14 protein-coding genes are annotated in these 20,587 nt (G+C 67.6%); 6 read left to right on the top strand and 8 right to left on the bottom strand.

Annotation, left to right across the window (positions count from 1 at the left end; genetic code table 11):
- Positions 1–52: 52 nt before the first annotated feature.
- From IPP91_18825 to IPP91_18815, 3 genes are read right to left on the bottom strand one after another with little or no spacing between them, the layout of a single operon-like run.
- Positions 53–1,414, bottom strand: coding sequence for a sigma 54-interacting transcriptional regulator (locus IPP91_18825; GenBank protein ID MBL0144095.1), 1,362 nt, complete (start codon positions 1,412–1,414; stop codon positions 53–55).
- Positions 1,415–1,430: 16 nt separating this feature from the next.
- Positions 1,431–2,006, bottom strand: a complete 576-nt coding sequence (locus IPP91_18820) for a hypothetical protein (protein MBL0144094.1) — start codon at positions 2,004–2,006, stop codon at positions 1,431–1,433.
- Complete coding sequence (locus IPP91_18815; protein ID MBL0144093.1) at positions 2,003–3,448, bottom strand: HAMP domain-containing histidine kinase; 1,446 nt, start codon at positions 3,446–3,448, stop codon at positions 2,003–2,005. The genes IPP91_18820 and IPP91_18815 overlap by 4 nt, the downstream gene beginning before the upstream one ends.
- Before the next feature lie 129 nt (positions 3,449–3,577).
- Here IPP91_18815 and IPP91_18810 point away from each other — a divergent pair, with 129 nt between their 5' ends.
- The gene (locus tag IPP91_18810; protein ID MBL0144092.1) at positions 3,578–3,787 is read left to right on the top strand and encodes a DUF3460 family protein; all 210 of its coding nucleotides are present in this window, start codon (positions 3,578–3,580) and stop codon (positions 3,785–3,787) included.
- Here the strand turns inward: IPP91_18810 and serB are convergent.
- The 5 genes from serB to IPP91_18785 form a co-directional block, all read right to left on the bottom strand.
- Entirely contained in the window at positions 3,784–4,632 is an 849-nt protein-coding gene (serB, locus tag IPP91_18805) for a phosphoserine phosphatase SerB (GenBank protein MBL0144091.1), read from the bottom strand. The genes IPP91_18810 and serB overlap by 4 nt on opposite strands.
- Positions 4,629–8,030 (bottom strand): transcription-repair coupling factor, encoded by a 3,402-nt coding sequence (gene mfd / locus IPP91_18800; protein MBL0144090.1) that lies wholly within the window; start codon positions 8,028–8,030, stop codon positions 4,629–4,631. The genes serB and mfd overlap by 4 nt, the downstream gene beginning before the upstream one ends.
- Positions 8,031–8,035: 5 nt before the next feature.
- Positions 8,036–9,550: a fumarate hydratase gene (locus IPP91_18795; GenBank protein MBL0144089.1), complete on the bottom strand. Its 1,515-nt coding sequence runs from the start codon at positions 9,548–9,550 to the stop codon at positions 8,036–8,038.
- 169 nt (positions 9,551–9,719) lie between these two features.
- Positions 9,720–11,396, bottom strand: a complete 1,677-nt coding sequence (locus tag IPP91_18790; protein MBL0144088.1) for an acyl-CoA synthetase — start codon at positions 11,394–11,396, stop codon at positions 9,720–9,722.
- Positions 11,393–12,526 carry an aldolase gene (locus tag IPP91_18785; GenBank protein MBL0144087.1) on the bottom strand — a complete coding sequence of 378 codons (1,134 nt, stop codon included), beginning with the start codon at positions 12,524–12,526 and terminating at the stop codon, positions 11,393–11,395. Before IPP91_18785 ends, IPP91_18790 begins: the two co-directional genes overlap by 4 nt.
- A gap of 294 nt (positions 12,527–12,820) precedes the next feature.
- Between IPP91_18785 and acs the strand changes: the two genes are divergently transcribed.
- From acs to IPP91_18760, 5 genes are all read left to right on the top strand, one after another.
- Positions 12,821–14,791 carry an acetate--CoA ligase gene (gene acs, locus IPP91_18780; protein MBL0144086.1) on the top strand — a complete coding sequence of 657 codons (1,971 nt, stop codon included), beginning with the start codon at positions 12,821–12,823 and terminating at the stop codon, positions 14,789–14,791.
- A 105-nt stretch (positions 14,792–14,896) separates the two neighbouring features.
- A complete protein-coding gene (locus IPP91_18775; GenBank protein ID MBL0144085.1) occupies positions 14,897–16,795 on the top strand; it encodes a CBS domain-containing protein in 1,899 nt (632 codons plus the stop codon).
- Positions 16,796–16,806: 11 nt separating this feature from the next.
- Positions 16,807–17,505: a 3'-5' exonuclease gene (locus tag IPP91_18770; protein MBL0144084.1), complete on the top strand. Its 699-nt coding sequence runs from the start codon at positions 16,807–16,809 to the stop codon at positions 17,503–17,505.
- Between the two features lie 104 nt (positions 17,506–17,609).
- Entirely contained in the window at positions 17,610–17,807 is a 198-nt protein-coding gene (locus IPP91_18765; GenBank protein ID MBL0144083.1) for a hypothetical protein, read from the top strand.
- A 12-nt stretch (positions 17,808–17,819) separates the two neighbouring features.
- Entirely contained in the window at positions 17,820–20,579 is a 2,760-nt protein-coding gene (locus tag IPP91_18760) for a histidine kinase (GenBank protein MBL0144082.1), read from the top strand.
- Positions 20,580–20,587 lie beyond the last annotated feature (8 nt).

Raw genomic sequence — 20,587 nt, 5'->3', positions numbered from 1 at the left:
AACTCGTTGATTTTGGCGGGCCCGCCTTGTCTCCCGTTGGAGACAGCCGACTTCACGGGGAGTCCGACTTGAACATCGCCGCCTCGATCCCGTGGCGCTGCAGGAGCTTGTAGAACTCAGTGCGATTGCGCCGGGCAAGTCGCGCTGCCTGCGAGACGCTGCCCTGGGTCAGCTTCATGAGGCGCGTGAGGTAGTCGCGTTCGAAGCGCTTGCGCGCGTCCTCGAAGGACGTCATCTCGTGCATCTCGACCTGGATGGCGTGCTCCACGAACGCAGCGGGGATGATCTCGGTGGGGCAGAGCGCGATCGATTGCTCGACCACGTTGTAGAGCTGGCGCACATTGCCCGGCCACCTGGCCTTGGCCAGCAGGGCCAGCGCATCGGAGGAAAACGACGCCTTGTCGCGGCCGTAGCGCGGCGCCATCGACTCCAGGAAATGCCGCGCGAGGAGGGCGATGTCCTCCGGACGTTCCGCGAGCGAAGGCAGCCTCAGGCCCACGACGTTGAGCCGGTAGTAGAGATCCTCCCGGAAGCCGCCGGTGGTCTTTTCCTGCGCCAGATCGCGGTGCGTGGCGGAAATGATGCGCACGTCGATGGGAATGGAACGCGAGGCGCCGATGGGGCGAACCTCCCGCGCCTCGATCACGCGCAGCAGCTTCACCTGGAGCGCGAGCGGCATGTCGCCGATCTCGTCGAGGAACAGTGTTCCCTTGTCGGCGCTCACGAACAGGCCCCGATGGTCGGCGATGGCGCCGGTGAACGATCCCTTGGTGTGTCCGAACAGCTCGCTTTCGAGCAGCGTCTCGGGAATCGCCGCGCAGTTGATCGCGACGAAGGGGTGGTTCGCGCGCGAGCTGGCGCGATGGATTGCGCGGGCCAGCAGTTCCTTGCCGGTTCCGCTGTCACCCTGGATCAGGACGCTCGCATCGCTGGCGGCCACGCGCTGGGCCCGCGACAGGAGGTCCTCCATGAGGGAGGAGCGGGTGACGATTGCCTCGCGCCACGCTTGCCCCGCCCCCGTGCGCCCCTTGTGACCGCCGTGCACGTTCAGCGCGCGCGAGATCTGGAAGAGAAGCTCATCGGCGTCATAGGGTTTGGTGAGATAGCCGAAGACACCGCGCTTCACCGCTGCCACGGCGTCCGGGATCGTGCCGTGCGCGGTCAGGATGATGACCGGCAGGCCGGGGTAGGACGCCTGGATTTCCTGGAAGAGGGCCATGCCGTCCATCCCGCTCATGCGCAGGTCGGAGAGCACGACGTCGGGGCGAGTGGCCGCGATGGCTGCCAGCGCCTTCGGTCCGCTGTCCACGGCGTTCACGGCGTAGCCGTTCGCCTTCAGGCGGATCGCGAGGAGCCGGAGCAGGTCCGGGTCGTCGTCAACCAGCAACAGGGTGGCGCGGCCGGCCGGGAGCATGGGCGGGGGGAGGGTCCTAGCGGGTACGGCGGTCGGGATCGTCTGCATGCTGGCGGTCGGCGAGGCTCTTCTCGAGGTTGGTCAGTGCCTCGAGCTTCGACTGCAGGCGGTCCGCCCGATCCTGCTGGGCATCCGCGCGCAGCCGCTGGGACTGGGCCTCGCGCCGGCCTTCGCGCGATTTCGCGCTTGCCGAAGCGAGGCCGTCCCGGAGCTTCCGGCGATCGTACGCCAGCTGTTGCAAGAAACCTGCCATCGCGCGCAGTTCGGGCTCCGCATCCGGATATGCCGCGAGCACCGGCGCCACCAGGGCGAGGACCTGCGTCTCGTCGGGCGCGGTGGCCATCGTGAGGGCCATGGCAGCCTCGACACGCGAGAAGTTGCCTGGAGCGCGCTCGACCGCATCCCGGGTCCGCGCAATCTCCGCGGCAAGGGCGAGTTCGTCCAACGCGAGCATGCGCGCGAGCGAGGCCATGAGTCGCTCGGCCGTGCCGGGGACCGTCACTGCCGGAAGCACCGCGGCCGGCGGCGCAGCCGCAGGCGCGACCGCGCAACCCGTGATCAGTGCCGCGACGAGGGGTGCCAGGCGCCTCATGCCGCCGCTTCCTGCGGCTCGCGCCGGCGCGGAATGCGGATGCGGAAGTGCGCGCCCGGGCCGTCGAGGATCTCGACGTGGCCCTTGTGAAGCTGCACGTACTCTTTCACGATCGACAGGCCCAGCCCGCTGCCCTTGATCGCGGCGACCGGCGAGTCCGTGCCGCGATAGAACGCCTCGAAGACGTTCTCGCGTTCGGGCACGGGAATGCCGGGCCCCTCGTCGGCCACCTCGAAGACGGCGTCCGTCCGGTCCTTGTAGAGCTTCACGGTGATGAGCCCGCGCTCGGGCGAGTACTTCACGGCGTTGGACAGGAGGTTGTCCAGCATCACGCGGACTTTCTCCTCGTCGCAGTACGCGGTGACGTTCTCGCAATTCATGTCGACGCGGATGGTCCTCGCCACCATGGCGAGCTTGCGGTCGTTCACGACGCGCTTCATGACGTCGCGCAGCGGGACGATCTTCGCGTCGAGGAACGAAGCCTGCGCGTGCACGGCGCTGTAGTTGAGGAGCCCCTCGATGAGCTTCCTCAGCTCGATGGAGTTCTCGCGCAGGATGCCCGCGATCTCGTGCTGCTCCGCGTTGAGGTTTCCGACGACGCCGGAGGAAAGGAGGTCGGAGCCCTCGCGCAGCGCCGTGAGCGGCGTCTTCAGCTCGTGCGAGATGTGCTGCAGGAAGCGGGTCTTCTGTTCCTCCAGCGTGACCAGGCGGCGGCGCAGCCAGTCGAGCTGCTCGCCCAGGCGGACCATGTCGCCGGGGCCCTCGATGCGGATCGGCCGCGCGAACTCGCCGTCGCCCAGGCGCCGGATCCCGGAACTCACCTGGTTGATCGGGCGGGCGATGAGGAACGTGAAGCTCGCGATGAGGAGGATGGCCGTCGGGATGAGCGCCACCAGCAGCCAGAAGACGTTGCTCCTCGACTTGACCGCCTGGGCGCGCAGCCGCTCGATGCCCTCGTCGATCACGCGGTCCCCGAGGGCGACCAGCGCCTGCGAGCGTCCCGCGAGGCGCGCGAACTCGGCGGCGAGCCGTATCGAGAGTTCCGGGGAGGGCGGGGAGTTCGACAGCAGGCCGTGGATCTGCTCCTCCATTCTCGCGATGGCGATGGATTCCGCGCGTTGCGCGTCGGAGAGCTGCATGTCGTCCAGCGAGCGCAGCGTCGCGGTGAACGTGGCGCGGGTGGAGCGATAGGCGTCCAGGAACGGCGTCTCGCCGGCGACCGCATACTGGCGGGCGGTGCGCTCGAGCGAGGAGACGTTCGCGGTCACCGCCCGGCTCGCCTGCGTCACCTTGACCGCGGCGAGCACGGCCTGCTCCGAAAGGGCGGCCAGCTTTTCGAAGGCGACGGCGTTCGCGAACAGCGCGAAAACGAGCGGCGCGGCGACGATCGTGAAGCCGATGAGGAGCAGCGAAAGGAAGGAGCGCGGGTAGGAGATCCGCATCGCGGGCGACAGGAATGGGGACCGGGGATTATCCTCCGGGGCCGAGGAGCCGCGCAAACGGGCGATGGATGCGGCATGGTAGGATCTTCACCCCCGCCGTTTCCCTTCTCAACATCCTGTTCCCTCGACATGGCCTACGAGTCCGAAGCGACCCGGTTCCTGCGGGACCTCCTCGACAAGCACCCGGAACTGCGCGAATTGCGCAGCCGCAACCGCGCGACATGGTGGGACCGTCCGCAGGACCTGAATGTGCAGCGGGAGCGGGACGCCGCGCGGGTCGAGCAGGGCGCCTACGTGTACTTTCCGCTCCCGCCCGTTCCGGACAAGCCCGGCGCCTAGGCCGGGAACAGGCCGAGCACGCCCTCGAGCCCGACGTGGGCCAGGGAATAGGTGGCGATATCGCGCACGACATCCTTTGCGTGAAAGGCGATGCTCGTCCCTGCCTGCGCCATCATCGCGAGGTCGTTGGCGCCGTCTCCGATCGCGAGGACGCGCTCCTTCGGCAGCGCCAGCGCTTCGCGCATTCGGGCCAGATGGGCAGCCTTTCCCGCCGCGTCCACCAGCGGCCCGGTGACGCGGCCGGCCAGGCGGCCTGCCTCGATGACGAGTTCGTTGGCGTGCGTCTCGGTGAATCCCAGCCGATCGCGTAGGCGATCGGTGAAGTAGGTGAATCCGCCCGACACGAGCAGCGTCCTCAGGCCCGCGCGACGCGCCGCGTCGAGGAGCGCCTCTGCGCCAGGCGTCAGGCGCAGCCGCTCCCGGTAGACCCGCTCCAGCACCGACGCGTCCAGCCCGGCCAGTGCCGCGACGCGGCTCTTCAGGCTCTGCGACCAGTCGATTTCCCCGCGCATCGCCGCAGCGGTTACCGCGGCGACCTCGGGTCTGCGGCCCGCGAAATCGGCAATCTCGTCGATGCACTCCGTGGTGATGAGCGTGGAGTCCATGTCCAGCGCCAGCAGGCCGAAGTGGGATAGCCGCCTGCCCTCCTCGACGAAGCCCCAGTCGAGCGAGTCCGACGCGCAGCGCGCGGCGACGGCGTCGCGCGTCGAGGGATCCGCCTCGCGTATGCGGAAGGCCTCGCCCATGATGCGCTCGGTCACCTTGCCGCGGGCGATGGCGCACAGGGCCTCGAGATCCTGCGAGGCGATCCCGGCGCCCTGGATGACGAGGTGGAAGGCTGTCATGGCGCGGACAATTTTTTCATGAATTGCCGAACCACCGTGGCGCGCGCCCTGAGATCGGGTATCGCGGTCTCGATACGGACCCTGTCCGGACCCGGGAGCCGGTACGGACCGCCGGACTGCACCAGCGCGATGATGCGCCGGCCGTCGAAGGGTGGATCGGGCGAGAAATGGACCACGATGGCCGAGGGGCTCGCGTCGATCCGGGCCACGCCCAGGGCCGCGCCCTGGATGCGAAGGCGGTGACATTCCAGGAGCACCCGGGCGGGATCCGGAAGCTCCCCGAACCGGTCGATGAGTTCCTCGGTGAGGCCCTGCAGGTTGTCATCGGAGTCGCAGTTGGCCAGCCGCTTGTAGATCACGAGCCGCTCGTGAACGTCGCCGCAATAGGCATCGGGCAGGAGCGCCGGCGCGTGCAGGTTCACCTCGGTCGCCACGGACACCGGCCGCGAGAGGTCCGGTTCCTTGCCCGCGCGCAGGGACTTCACCGCGTGCTCCAGCATCTCCGTGTAGAGCGCGAAGCCCACGTCATGGATTCCACCCGACTGCGACTCGCCCAGCACCTCCCCCGCGCCGCGGATCTCGAGGTCGTGCATGGCCAGGTAGAAGCCCGCGCCCAGGTCCTCCATCGCCTGGATGGCTTCCAGGCGCTTCTTCGCGTTGGCGTTGAGCGCCTCCTCGGGCGGCGTGAGGAGGTAGGCATAGGCCTGGTGGTGGGAGCGGCCCACGCGCCCGCGAAGCTGGTGCAGCTGGGCGAGGCCGAAGCGGTCGGCGCGGTCGATGAGGATGGTGTTGGCCGACGGCACGTCGATGCCCGTCTCGATGATGGTCGAGCACAGCAGCAGGTTGGTGCGCTGGTGGTAGAAATCACGCATCACCCGCTCGAGGTCACGCTCGCGCATCTGTCCGTGGGCCACCGCGATGCGCGCTTCCGGGAGGAGCTTGGCCAGCAGTTCGCGCCGGTTCTCGATGGTGTCCACCTCGTTCCAGAGGTAGTAGGCCTGCCCGCCGCGCTTGAGTTCGCGCAGCACCGCTTCGCGCACGATGCCGGTGGATTGGCGCGCGACGAAGGTCTTGATCGCCAGGCGCCGCTGCGGCGCGGTGGCGATGACGGAGAAATCGCGCAGCCCCTCGAGAGACATGGCCAGCGTGCGCGGGATGGGCGTGGCGGTGAGGGTCAGCACGTCGACCTCCGCGCGCAGGCGTTTCAACTGCTCCTTCTGGCGCACGCCGAAGCGGTGTTCCTCGTCGATGATGACGAGACCGAGGTTTTTGAACACCACGTCCTTCTGGATGAGCTTGTGGGTGCCGATGGCGATGTCGATCGAGCCGTCGGCGAGTCCCGCGACCGCCGAGGCGATCTCTTTCGAACTGCGGAAGCGCGAGAGCTCGGCCAGCTTCACCGCCCACGGCGCGAAGCGGTCGCTGAAGTTTCCGTAGTGCTGCTCGGCCAGCAATGTCGTGGGCACCAGGATCGCGACCTGCTTGCCGGCTGCCACCGCGACGAAGGCGGCGCGCATCGCGACCTCGGTCTTGCCGAAGCCCACGTCGCCGCAGACGAGCCGGTCCATGGGACGCCCGCCCGTCATGTCGGCGATCACCGCCTGGATCGCCGAGGCCTGGTCCGGCGTTTCCTCGAACTCGAAGGCTGCCGAGAAGGTCTCGTAGTCCTGGGCTCTCATCGGGAACGCATAGCCCTGGCGAGCGGTGCGGCGAGCGTAGAGATCGAGGAGTTCGGCCGCTGTGTCACGGACCTGCTCAGCAGCCTTGCGGCGCGCCTTTTCCCACTGGCCGCTGCCGAGGCGGTGCACGGGTGCATCCTCGGCAGAGGCGCCTGTGTAGCGGCTGATCACATGCAGTTGCGAGACGGGCACGTAGAGCTTGTCGCCGCCTTCGTACTCGAGATGGAGGAATTCCGTCGGGCCATCGCCCAGGTCCATGGTCACGAGCCCGTGGTAGCGCCCGATCCCGTGCTGGCTGTGGACGACAGGATCGCCTTCCTTCACCTCAGCGAGGTCGCGCAGCATCCCCTCTGCGCTCGACCGCGCCCGCCCGTCGCGCCGGCGCGTCTGGCGAACCTGCGACGGGTAGAGCTCGGCCTCGGTCACGATGGCGAGGCGCTCGTCGGGCATGGCGAACCCGGCGGCGAGCGGGCCGTGCGCGAGCATGAGCGGCGCGTCGGAATCGACGAACCGCGCCCAGCCCTCGCAAGGCGCCGATTGCAGGCCGTGCTCGACGAACAACTGCGCCAGCGTCTCGCGGCGGCCCGGGCCGTCGGCGAGGACGAGAACGCGCCCCGCGAAGGACGACACGAACCTTTCGAGCGCGTGCAACGGTTCTGCGGAACGCCGGTCAACGCCGACGTCGGGGATGTTCTCCGAGCGCAGCACGGGTGCGTTGGCGGGCGGGGGTCCGCTGGCGCCTCGCCTCACCTCCAGGCGCGGCACGCCTTGCAGGGCGGTGAAGAACTCCTCGACGGGCAGATAGAGCTGGTCCGGCGGCAGGAGAGGCCGGTCGCCGTCGCCGCGCAGCAGTTCCCAGCGGCTCTTCAGGTCGCGCCAGAAGCCCTGTGCGCCGGCCGGCACGTCTTCGTGCATGACGCAGGTTGCGTTCGCCGGCAGGTAGTCGAAGAGGGTCGCCGTCTCCTCGAAGAACAGGGGCAGATAGCACTCGACCCCCGCCGGCGCGATGCCGTTGGAGACGTCCTTGTAGGCGCGCCGCTTGGTGGGGTCGCCCTCGAAGCGCTCGCGGAAATTGGCCCGGAATCGCGACCGGCCCTCCTCGTCCATGGGGAACTCGCGAGCCGGGAGCAGGCGCACTTCCGCGACCGGATAGATGGAGCGCTGCGTGTCGACGTCGAAGGTGCGGATCGACTCGATCTCCTCGCCGAAGAGGTCGAGCCGGTAGGGTACGGGGCTGCCCGTCGGGAAGAGATCGATGATCCCGCCCCGGAAGCAGAATTCGCCGGGCGCCATCACTTGCTGGACGGCGGCGTAGCCGGCGAGCGCGAGCTGGGTCCTGAGCGCCTCCAGGTCGAGGCGCGTCTTCTGCTTCAGGAAGAAGGTTCGGGCTGCGAGGTAGCTTCGGGGCGCCAGGCGCTGAAGTGCGGTCGAAACCGGGATGAGGCCCACATCGCAGGCCCCCCGGGCGAACTCGTGCAGGGTCGCCAGCCGCTCCGAGACGAGGTCGGGGTGCGGCGAGAACTGGTCGTAGGGCAGGGTCTCCCAGTCCGGCAGGCGGTGCACCGCGAGCGCCGGATCGAACCACGCGATCTCGTCGCGCAGCCGCTCCGCGTCATGCGCCGACTCCGTCACCACGAAGACGGGCTTCGCGCTTCTCGCGAGGCGCGCGATCCAGAATGCGTCGGAGGAGCCCGACCGGGCGACCGCGGGCCGTGCCACCTAACCTACGCGACGACGACCGGGATCTTGCCGATCTTCGCGCGCCATTGCGCCGGGCCCGTCTTGTGCACGGCATTGCCTCCGGCATCGACGGCCACGGTCACCGGCATGTCCGTCACCTCGAACTCGTAGATCGCCTCCATGCCGAGGTCCTCGAAGGCCAGGACGCGCGCCTTCTTGATGGACTTCGAAACCAGGTAGGCGGCGCCGCCCACGGCGATGCAGTAGGCCGCGCCGTGCTTCTTGATGGACTCGATCGCCACGGGGCCGCGCTCGCTCTTGCCCACCATGCCGATGAGGCCGGTCTTCGCGAGCATGGGCTCCACGAACTTGTCCATCCGCGAACTCGTCGTCGGCCCCGCAGGGCCCACGGCCTCTTCACGAACGGCGTTCACCGGGCCGACGTAGTAGATGAAGCGGTTGGTGAAATCTACCGGGAGCTTCTCGCCATTCGCCATCATGTCCACCAGGCGCTTGTGCGCCGCGTCGCGGCCGGTGAGCAGCTTGCCGGAAAGCAGGAGCGTCTCGCCGGACTTCCATGTCGCGAGGTCGGCCCTGGTGAGCGTGTCGAGGTCGACGCGCCGGCTCGTCGCGAAGTCGAGGGCGAGCTTGGGCCACTCGGAGAGATCCGGCGGTTCGAAGGTGGCGGGTCCCGAGCCGTCGAGCACGAAGTGCTGGTGACGCGTTGCCGCGCAATTGGGCAGCAGCGCCACGGGCTTCGAGGCGGCATGGGTGGGGTAGTCGTTCACCTTCACGTCGAGAACGGTCGTGAGGCCGCCCAGGCCCTGCGCGCCGATGCCCAGCGCGTTCACCTTGTCGTAGAGCTCGAGGCGCAGTTCCTCCGCTCGGCTCTTCGGGCCGCGGGCGAGGAGGTCCTGGATGTCGATGGGATCCATCATTCCCCACTTGGCCATGAGCATCGCCTTCTCGGGCGTGCCGCCGATGCCGAGCGACAGGATGCCGGGAGGGCACCAGTCCGCGCCCATCGTCGGCACGACGGAGAGCACCCAGTCCACGATGGAATCGTTGGGCAGGAGCATCGCGAACTTGCTCTTGTTCTCCGAGCCGCCGCCCTTGGCCGCGACGATCACCTCGAGCTTGTCGCCCGGGACCAGTTCCACGTGGACGACGGCGGGCGTGTTGTCGCCGGTGCTCCTGCGCTTTCCGTCCGGGTCGGCCAGGACCGAGGCACGGAGCGGATTGTCCTTGTCGGTGTAGGCACGGCGCACGCCCTCGTCCACCATCTGCTGCAGCGTCATCTTCGTGTCCCAGCGCACGTCCATCCCGACGCGGACGAAGGCGATCGCGATGCCGGTGTCCTGGCAAATGGGACGGTGGCCCTCGGCGGACATGCGCGAGTTGATGAGGATCTGCGCCATCGCGTCCCGGGCCGCGGGAGACTTTTCGCGCTCATACGCCTTGGCGAGCGAGCGGATGTAGTCGGCGGGGTGGTAGTAGCTGATGTACTGGAAGGCGTCGGCGACGGACTCGATCAGGTCTTCCTGGCGGATGGTGGTCATGACAGGTGAGGGCGGCCCGGCGTGCGGCAACCCGTTCATCGAGGGATAAGAAGCATTCATTCTAGACCAATGCGGGGAGGTGCCCGCAGGGGCGAAAGGTCCCACGCCGGGACCTGGCGCGGGCTTGAGGCAGGTCAAGCCTTCCGGGCCGCGGTCGTGGCCGGGGGGATCATCCGGCGGAGCGTGCGAGCGAGATTGCAGGCGAGATTTCCCGGCGCAGGATCTTGCCGTTTCGCGTGCGCGGGAAATCCTTCGCGAGATAGACGACTTTCGGGGCCTTGTAGGCGGCCAGGTGCTCCTTGCCGAAGGCGGCAAGCTCGTCGGGCGTCACCGCTTTTCCCGGGTGCGCGATCACGTAGGCGACGACGAGCAACTTGTCGCGGCCGGCCTCCTCGCCCACGCAGGCACAGTCCGCGACCGCCGGGTGGCTCTTGAGCACCCGTTCGACCTCGTAGGGCGAGACGCGGTAGCCGAAGCTCTTGATGATGTCGTCCTTGCGCCCGAGGAACCACAGGTAGCCGTCCGCGTCGTAGCGCGCGTAGTCGCCGGTGAAGAACCAGCCGTCGTGCTTGAGCCTGGCCGTTTCCTCGGGCAGATTCCAGTAGCGCAGGAAGAGGCCCGGGTCCGACTCGGGAATGCAGATCATCCCTTCCTCGCCCGGCGCGACTTCATCGAGCGTTTCCGGGTTGAGGAGCCGGATGTCGTGGCCGGGCTGGGGGAAGCCCGCGCTTCCCGGGCGGATGGGGCGCAGCTTGCTCTGCGAGAGGTAATAGCTGAACTCGCTCATGCCCACGGCCTCGAAGATGTCGAGGCCGAAGCGATCCTTCCACAGCCCGAACACCTCGTCGGAGAGATGCTCGCCCGCGCTCATGCAGTGGCGCAGGGTCGGCACGTCGGCCTTCCTGAAGGCGGTCTTCTGCAGGATCTGCCGGTAGATGGTCGGCACGCCGATGAAAATCGTGGCGCCGTGCTTGGCGATCAGGCGCGGCCACGTCTCGGCGTCGTTCTTTCCTTCGTGCGCGATCACGGTCTTGCCATGGAAGAGCGGGTCCATCAGCGCGGAGCCCAGCACGTACGTCCAGTTGAACTTGCCCGAATGGACGATGCGATCGCCCTGGCCGGGCGCGGCGGCGCCCTCGTGGTCACCGTGCTCGAGGAAGTCGAACCAGTAGGTCACCGCCGGCGTGCGCCCGATGAGCGAGCGGTGGCCATGCAGGACGCCCTTGGGATAGCCCGTGGTGCCCGATGTGTAAACGAGGTAGGCGGGGTCGTCGATCGCGGTGTCCTCGGCCGGCTCCCATTCGGTGATCTTCGCAAGCGCTTCCTCCAGGTCCACGACCTCGACTCCCTTGCAGGGCGTCACCTCTCCCGCGCCGGAAAGCAGCGCGAAGCGCAGCGCTTCCTTGCCGGCGAGCTTGGGGCCCATCGCCTTCCACGCGGCCTTGTCGATGACGATGGCCTGGGCGCCGGAATCGTGGGCTAGGTACTCGACTTCCTCCGCCGTGAGTAGTGTCGAGGTGGGCACGCTCACCGCCCCGCGCTTCATCGCGCCCAGGAACGCCGTCGGGTAGTCGATGGAGTTGGGCAGCCGGATCAGCACCCGCTCGCCCGTGCCGATGCACAGGTGGCGCAGGAGCTGGGCGAAGCGGCTGGTGCGCTCGGCGAGCGCCGAATACGTGATGGAACTCGTGCCGAGCGTGTCGTCCTCGACGATCATCGCCACGCGATCGGCCGCCGGGGTGCCCAGGTGGGCGTCGGAGCACGCTACGCCGATGTTGAGGCGGGCGGGCACCTTCCAGGTCCAGGGCGGGAAGGGGGCGAAGGGAGCGGCGGTGCGAGCGTTCACAGAATGACTCCATACGGCCAGTTCTCCCTCACCACCTGCGCGGGCAGTCGCTTGAGCACCTCCATGGCGAAATCCGTGTTCGCGGCCGAAAGGGCGTGCAGCGCGTGGGCGCGAAGCAGCGTCTGCAGGGCCTTGCCGAACATGGGCGGGTCGAGCATCTCGCCCTGGAACTTGATGGCGCCGCCGAGCAGCGCGTCGGCCTCGACGGCGGCCTCGAGGATCGCGATCTTGGTCTTGATCTCCGAGGGCGAGGGCGTGAACGCCACCTTGCAGGGGTGGATGTGCGAGGGATGGATCACCTGCTTGCCGGAAAGCCCCAGTGACGCTTCCTCGCTGGCGTGCCTGTAAACCACGCGCGATTCCTCGTCGCCGTGCAGGTCGAGCCAGCGGCGAACGTCGTCGGGTTCGACGAAGTTCTCCGGCATGGCCGACTGGCCGATGAGGGTCTCCACGCCGCCGATCACCCCCTTGCCGGCGATGCGCGCCTCGAAGAGGATGTCGTGCAGGTAGAACTTGAGCTCCTCCGTCCAGTGGCGGGGCGTGATGTGGATGCCCATCGCCTTGGAAAAGTCGTGGATGCCGAACACCACGTGCTTCACGGTCGCGTACTGCATCAGGTCCGGCGCGATCTTGAGCGACTTGGGATGCTCGATGATGGGCTGGATGGTGATGCGGTGGTTGAGCCCGACGAGGACCGCCGAGAGATCGCGGATCTCGGGGGCTCCGTAGGCCTCGCCCGCCTTCGCGAGCATCACCACGTCGAAATAGTCGGAAAGCTCGCGCACCAGCGCGAGGTCCTTCTCGTATTCCTCGGTGCGAAACGGGTTGATGCGCACGGCGATCTGCACTTCGCGCTTGCGCGGCAGGAGGGGCAGCTCCCGGCGCAGCAGCTCGCGGCTCATCTCCTTCTGCCGGCAGCCGTCCTCCAGGTCGAAGAGCAGCGTATGCGAGGTGGTCTTCCACGCGTGCTTCTTGAACCGCTGCGCGGCCTGCTCCAGGTCCTCGTAGATGCCCAGCGAGGGCGCGTACTTGACCGGCGGGTAGTACATCTGGATGCCGGGCCAGTAGTCGCCGAGGATCTCGGGGGCCGCCTCGGGGGCGGACAGGGAAGCGGGCAGCGGGGCGTTCATGGAATCCTCGCGATTTCAACGGGTTGCGCGTCACATCCTGGGCCGGTTCGCCTAACAACTGCGACCCGGCCCACGAGTGCCGGATTCACGCTAGCACCGATGTTGCGGTGCGTCAACAGTCTTATATAAGATATGAGACCTCGGCGCTCGTTTCAGGGTTTTCCCGGGGGCGAGGGGCGCGCACCGCGCGTGCCTGTGCTATAAAAACTGCCGGCATGGCCCGTAGCTAACGGCGCGACAGAAACGCCGCAATGGGCCGCACCGCACGCACCGTCAACAGGAGGAATACCGTCAATGTCCAATCTCGAGTCCGTCCACCACGAGGCGCGCGTCTTCCCGCCGTCGGAAGCGTTCGTGAAGCAGGCCAACGTGTCCGGCATGGGCGCCTATCAGGCCCTTTGCGCGGAGGCCGAGCGCGATTTCGAGGGCTTCTGGGCGCGGCTTGCGCGCGAGAGCCTCATCTGGTCGAAGCCGTTCACGAAGACGCTCGACGAATCGAACGCACCCTTCTACAAGTGGTTCCACGACGGCGAGCTCAACGCCTCGTACAACTGCATCGACCGGCACCTGAAGACGCAGCCCGACAAGGTGGCGGTCATTTTCGAGGCCGACGACGGCAAGGTGACCAAGGTCACCTACCAGGAGCTCTACCATCGCGTCTGCAAGTTTGCCAACGCGCTGAAGGCGCAAGGCATCACGAAGGGCGATCGTGTCCTCGTTTACATGCCGATGTCGATCGAGGCGGTCGTCGCCATGCAGGCCTGCGCACGAATCGGCGCCACGCATTCGGTGGTCTTCGGCGGTTTCTCCGCCAAGAGCCTGCACGAGCGGATCATCGACGCGGGGGCCGTGGCGGTCATCTGCGCGGATGGCCAGTTCCGCGGCGGCAAGGAGATTCCGCTCAAGCCCGCGGTGGACGAGGCGCTCGCGATGGGCGGGTGCGATTGCATCCGCGATGTGTTCGTGTACAGGCGATCGGGGTCGCCCGTCGCCATGAACACCCCGCGCGACAAGTGGTGGCACGACGTGGTCCAGGGCCAGCCCGAGGACTGCGAGCCGACCTGGGTCAACGCCGAGCACCCGCTCTTCATCCTCTATACGTCGGGGTCCACCGGCAAGCCGAAAGGCGTGCAGCACTCGACGGGCGGCTTCCTGCTGCACGCGATGCTCACGATGATGTGGACCTTCGATCACAAGCCCGCGGACGTCTTCTGGTGCACCGCGGACGTGGGTTGGGTGACGGGGCACACCTACATTGTCTACGGCCCGCTCGCGGTCGGCTCCACCGAGGTCGTCTTCGAGGGCGTGCCCACCTATCCCGATGCCGGGCGATTCTGGAAGATGATCCAGGACCACAAGGTGAACGTCTTTTACACGGCGCCAACGGCCATCCGCTCCCTCATCAAGGCCGGAGGCGAACTTCCGAAGCAATACGACCTGTCGTCGCTTCGCATCCTCGGCACCGTCGGCGAGCCCATCAACCCCGAAGCGTGGATGTGGTACTACGAGACGGTGGGCGGCTCGCGCATCCCGGTGGTGGACACGTTCTGGCAGACCGAGACCGGCGGCCACATGATCACGCCGCTGCCGGGCGTCACGCCGCTCGTTCCGGGGTCGTGCACGCTGCCGCTGCCGGGAATCATGGCGGCGATCGTCGATGAAACCGGGCACGACCTGCCAAACGGACAGGGCGGCATCCTCGTGTTCAAGCGTCCGTGGCCCTCGATGATCCGCACGATCTGGGGTGACCCCGAGCGCTACAGGAAGAGCTATTACCCGGAAGAGCTGGGCGGCACGCTCTACCTGGCGGGGGACGGTTCGATCCGCGACAAGGAGACCGGCTACTTCACGATCATGGGACGCATCGATGACGTGCTGAACGTCTCGGGGCACCGCATGGGCACGATGGAGATCGAGTCGGCGCTGGTCGCCAATACGCGGCTCGTGGCCGAAGCCGCGGTTGTCGGTCGCCCCGACGACATGACGGGTGAGGCCGTGGTGGCGTTCGTGGTGCTGAAGGGGCAGCGCCCGACGGGCGATGCGGCCGTGGCGCTCGCGAAGGAGCTGCGCGACTGGGTTGCCAAGGAAATCGGCCCGATCGCCAAGCCCAGGGAGATCCGCTTCGGCGACAACCTGCCCAAGACGCGCTCGGGCAAGATCATGCGCCGGTTGCTGCGATCCATTGCCACGGGCGAGGAGATCACCCAGGACGTCTCCACGCTCGAGAACCCGGCCATCCTCGAGCAGCTCAAGCAGCCGGTGTAGGCAGGCCTTTCGCGTGGACGCGAAAACGGGACGGGGCGAGCCCCGTCCCGTTTTCGCTCGACGGGCGCATTCCCTGCCCCAACGCAGCATGGAACACAATTGCCCATGAACGATCGCAAGCCGCCGCCGCTCCTGACAGCCGCCACCGCAGACGTCCTGCGCAAGCACGCCCCGTTCGACGGCATGCGCGAGGCCGACCTGTCCCACCTTGCCGCCGGCCTCAAGCTCCGCTATTTCGCCAGGGACTCGGTCATCCTGTCGCCCGAGAGCGGGCGCATCGCATCGCTTTTCATCATCCAGCGCGGCGCCGTCCAGGCCGACGAGCCTTGCCAGGTGTCGCTGCACAACCTGGCCGCGACCCTGACCGACGGAGAAGCCTTCCCGATGGGCGCGCTCATCGCGCGCCGACCCACCACCCTTCGTTACAAGGCGCTCAATGACACGTTCTGCTACGTGCTCGATGAGGCGCGCTTCCAGGAGGTGATGGCCCGCAGCCCCGAGTTCCACGCCTTCTGCACCCACCGGCTCGCCGCGCTCCTCGCCGCCTCCACCAAGGGCACTCGCCAGACCTACTCCAACCGCGCCGCCGACGAGCTGACGATGGCCTCGCCGCTGCGCAACGCCTTGCGCCACGCGCCGGTCACGCTTCCCGAAACGGCGAGCGTGCGCCAGGTGCTCGAGCTGATGAAGTCGCGGCGCATCGGGTCCATCGTCATCACGGGCGACGCGGGGCTGGCGTCGGGAATCTTCACCCAGACGGACGTCCTCAACCGCGTGGCACTCGCGGGCCAACCGCTCGACCGACCCGTGTCGGAAGTCATGACGCGCAACCCGGCCACGCTCTCGGCGGATAGCGCGCTTTCGAAGGCGGCGCAGCTCATGGCGCAGCGAGGGTTTCGCCACGTGCTGGTCTTGGACGGCGACCGGCTCCTGGGAGTCATTTCCGAGCGCGACCTGTTCGGACTGCAAAGGCTTTCGATGCAGGGCCTGCGCAAGGACATAGGACATGCGCAGGGCGTCGATGCGCTCGCCTTCGCCGCGCGTGAGGTCCGCGAACTGGGGACGGCGATGCTCGCGCAGGGAGTGGCGGCCGAGCAGCTCACGCAGTTCGTCTCCGCCCTGAACGACGGCGTGACGGAGCGTGCGATCGAACTGGCGCTGCGCGACCACGACCTCGTCGATGCCGGATTCTGCTGGGTGGGCCTGGGCAGCGAAGGCCGCAACGAGCAGACCCTCGCTACCGATCAGGACAACGCGATCATCTTTCCGGACCGGGAGGGAGAGGATCGAGAGGCGACGAGACAGCGGCTCCTCGCATTCGCCGACCAGGTGAACCGGACGCTGGACGCCAGCGGCTTTCCTCTCTGCAAGGGCAACATCATGGCGCGCAACCCCGCCTGGTGCCTGAGCCTCAAGGAATGGATCGACCGCTTCGACGACTGGATCCGCAACTCCGACCCGGAAGCGCTCCTCAATGCGTCGATCTTCTTCGATTTCCGGGCGCTGCACGGCGACGCGACGCTCGTCGACCGGCTTCGCGAGTTCCTGCTCGAAAACGTCAAGGACCGCCCGGTGTTCCTGCGCCAGATGGCGGCCAACGCCATCCAGACGCGCCCGCCCCTGGGGCTCTTCGGTGACATCGTCGGGGGGGAGGGGGGCACCATCGACCTGAAGGCGCAGGCTTCGCGCGTGTTCGTGGATTGCGCGCGCATTCTCGCGCTCGGCGCGGGCGTGGGGGCGGTGTCCACCACCGACCGCCTGCGGGCAGCCGGCCCGAAGGTGCGCATGAGCGACGACGATGTCGCGACCGCCATCGACGCGTTCCAGTTCGTGCAGATGCTTCGGCTTCGATCCCAGGACAACATGGACCGGGGCTCGGGCACGTCGGAACCCAACCGGATCGATCCGGACCTGCTGAACAGCCTCGACCGCCGCATCCTGCGGGAGGCGCTCAGGCAGGCGCGCAAGCTCCAGAACCGCGTCGCGCTCGACTATCAGCTCTGACGAGCCGACCGATGATTCCCTCCCTCTGGCCGTTCCGGCGCGCGCGACCGGAACTTGCCGCGCAAGTTGCCGAACGGGTCGAGCGATGGCGCAGGATGGCGGAATACGCGCGCGGGCGGCCGCCGGCGTCGGGCCGCTGGGTGGTCGTAGACGTGGAATCGAGCGGCCTGGATGCGATCAACGATTCGCTCATCGCGGTGGGCGCGCTGGGCCTGGTCGATGGACAGATTGACCTTTCCGACAGCTTCGAGGTGATCCTGCGGCAGGCTGCTCCCAGCACCGTGGACAACATCGAGATTCACGGCATCGGCGGCACGGAGCAGACGCAAGGCGAGGATCCGTGCGAGGCGCTGTCCGCCTTCCTCGAGTTCGTGGGCAAGGATCCGCTGGTCGCATTCCATGCGCCCTTCGATGCGACGATGCTGCGCCGCGCGATCGACCGGCACCTGGGCGTGGCGTTCAAGCGGCCGTGGCTCGACCTCGCGGACATCGCCCCCCTCGTCTGGCCGCAGCATGCCAGCCGGGTTTCGGGGCTGGACCAATGGCTCGAAACGTTCTCGATCCCGACGGCCTTTCGCCACCGCGCCATCGCCGACTGCCTGGTGACGGCGCAATTGATGCTCATGGTGCTTCCGGGCGCCGCCGGCATCGGGGCCTCGACGGCAGGGCAACTCGTCTCGCTCTCGGGCGCGGATCGCTGGCTGTCCTGAGAGGCGCCCGCGGCCCGGTTGACAAGGCCGGCGCCGGGCACTCTACTAGGGCCGGTCGCGCGGCCAGGGGGCCGCGGCCCCCCGCAGTTCCTCCTGAGGAGATCATGAGAAAGCCGAGCCTGCGCGCGTACCGCATCTGGGCCCTGTTCCTTCTCGGGTGCCTCCTCTTCAACTACCCGATCCTCGCGCTTTTCAACGTGGGCGCCACCGCGGCCGGCGTGCCGGTGCTCTACGTGTACCTCTTCGCGGCCTGGGGATTCACGATCGCGGCGGCGGCCGTCGCGATCGAGGGCGGGAACTGACCGGGAGCGTCCGTGCTGCAGGGCTGGTTCATCGTCACGGCGTCCTTCGCCTACATCGGGCTGCTGTTTGCGGTCGCCTGGTTCGCGGACAAGCGGGCGGCCGAGGGCCGTTCGATCATTTCCAACGCCTGGGTGTACAGCCTGTCGCTCGCGGTCTATGCCACGGCGTGGACCTTCTACGGCAGCGTCGGACGTGCCGCCACCGACGGCGTGGGCTTCCTGCCCATCTATCTCGGGCCCACCCTCACGATGCTGCTGGGCTGGTTCGTGATCCGGAAGATGGTGCGCATCGTGCGCCTGAACCGCACCACCTCGCTGGCCGACTTCGTGGCCTCGCGCTACGGGAAAAGCGCCCTCATCGGCGGGCTCGTCACCGTGATCGCGGTGATCGGGATCCTGCCCTACATCTCGCTCCAGTTGAAGGCAGTCTCCACGAGCTTCCAGATCCTGCTCGGCTACCCGGAGATCGTGATGCCGGTCCGGGCAGGCACGATGGTGGTGATGCAGGACACGGCCTTCTACGTCGCGCTCTTCATGGCGCTCTTCGCCATTGCGTTCGGGACCCGCCAGCTCGACGCCGCCGAACGCCACGAGGGCATGGTTGCGGCGGTCGCCTTCGAGGCGATCGTGAAACTCGTCGCGTTCCTGGCCGTCGGCGTGTACGTCGCGTTTTTCATGTACGACGGGTTGGGCGACATCTTTTCGCGCGCCGCCGGCCGGCCCGACCTCGAGGTCCTGATGACGCCGCTCGGCGGGGCTGCCGGCAGCTACGCGAGCTGGGTGTGGCTCACGGTTCTTTCCATGTTCGCCATCATCTTTCTCCCGCGGCAGTTCCAGGTGGCGGTGATCGAGAACACCGACGAGCGCCACCTGAAGCGCGCGGCCTGGCTATTCCCGCTGTACATGCTGGCGATCAACATCTTCGTCCTGCCGATCGCCTTCGGCGGGTTGCTGCACTTCCCGCAAGGCAACGTGGACGCGGACACCTTCGTACTCACGCTTCCGATGACGCAGAAGGCCGAGGGGCTCGCCCTGCTCGTGTTCATCGGAGGGCTTTCGGCTGCCACGGGCATGCTGATCGTCGAGACGATCACGCTCTCAACCATGGTCTGCAACGATCTCGTGATGCCGGTGCTGCTGCGCATCGAGGCCTTCCGGCTCACCGAGCAGCGCGATCTGTCGAGCCTGCTCCTCGACATCCGGCGTGCGGTGATCATCGCGCTCCTCATGGGAGGCTACTTCTACTACCTGCTGGCCGGCGAGGCCTACGCGCTCGTTTCCATCGGGCTCATTTCCTTCGCCGCAGTGGCGCAGTTCGCCCCGGTCGTCATCGGCGGACTCTACTGGAAGGGCGGGACGCGCATCGGGGCAATAGCGGGGCTCATCACCGGCTTCTCGGTCTGGACCTACACGCTCCTCCTGCCCGCCTTCGCGAAGTCGGGCTGGCTCGGGGTCGACCTGGTGGAACGCGGGCCCTGGGGGATCGAGTTGCTGCGGCCCACCCAGCTCTTCGGCCTGGCCGGTCTCGACCAGATCACCCATGCGATGATCTGGAGCATGATCGCCAACGCAGGCGCCTACATGATCGGATCGGTGCTGCGCCGCCAGAGCGCGGCCGAGCATGCCCAGGCCACGCTTTTCGTCGATGTCTATCAGCAGACGGGCGAGCCGGGTTCCGGGTGGCGGGGCGCGACGTCGGCCTCGGCGCTGCAGACGCTGGTGGGCCGCTTTCTCGGTCCGGCGGGGGCCGTGGAGCTCTTCACGTCCTACGCGAGGGTTCGCGGGGTCACGAGCGTCGAGGAGCTCGAGGGCGACCGCGACCTGGTGCGCTTCGCAGAGCTGCAGCTCGCCGGTACCATCGGCGCAGCCTCCGCGAGAACCATGGTGGCCACGGTGGCGCAGGAGGAGCCCCTGGGCCTCGAAGAGGTGATGACGATCATCGACGAGGCCTCCCAGATGATCGCCTACAGCCATCGCCTGGAGGAGAAGCAGCACGAGCTCGAGGCGGCGACGCAGGAACTCAAGAGCGCCAACGAGCGCCTGAAGGAGCTTGACCGCCTCAAGGACGACTTCATCTCCACGGTCACGCACGAGCTGCGCACGCCGCTCACCTCCATCCGGGCGTTCTCCGAGATCCTGCACGACAACCCCGACCTCGATCCGGCGGAGCGGCAGCGTTTCCTGGCGCTGGTGATCAAGGAGTCGGAGCGCCTCACGCGCCTCATCAACCAGGTGCTGGATCTCGCGAAGATCGAGTCGGGACTTGCCGAGTGGCGCACGGCCGAGCTCGACATGCGCGAAATCGTTCTCGAAGCGGTGACCGCGACGAGCGCGATCTTCAAGTCGCGCGGCGTGCGAGTCGAGACGCGCGTGGCGCCGTCGGTGCCCGCCGTCATGGCCGACCGCGACCGCATGATGCAGGTCCTGCTGAACCTGCTGTCGAATGCGGCCAAGTTCTGTACGCCGGGGATGGGTCGCATCGAAGTGCGCCTCGTGAGCGAGGGCGAAACGGTGCGGGTCGACGTCGAGGACAACGGCGTGGGGATCACGCCGGAGAACCAGGCGCTGATCTTCGAGAAGTTCCGCCAGGTGGGCGATACCCTGACCGAGAAGCCATCCGGCTCCGGGCTGGGGCTCGCGATCTGCCGGCGCATCGTCGGTCATTTCGGCGGGCGGCTGTGGGTCGCGAGCGAGCCGGGCCGCGGCTCGGTGTTCTCGTTCGACCTTCCGGTGTCGGCTTGCGCCGGCGCCCGCTTACTCGCGAACGCGTGAGGCGCGTG

The organism is Betaproteobacteria bacterium (genome assembly GCA_016720855.1).
Taxonomy (GTDB): domain Bacteria; phylum Pseudomonadota; class Gammaproteobacteria; order Burkholderiales; family Usitatibacteraceae; genus FEB-7.
Note: the sequence above shows the minus strand (reverse complement) of the source record. Positions and strands in the feature narration are given on the sequence as shown.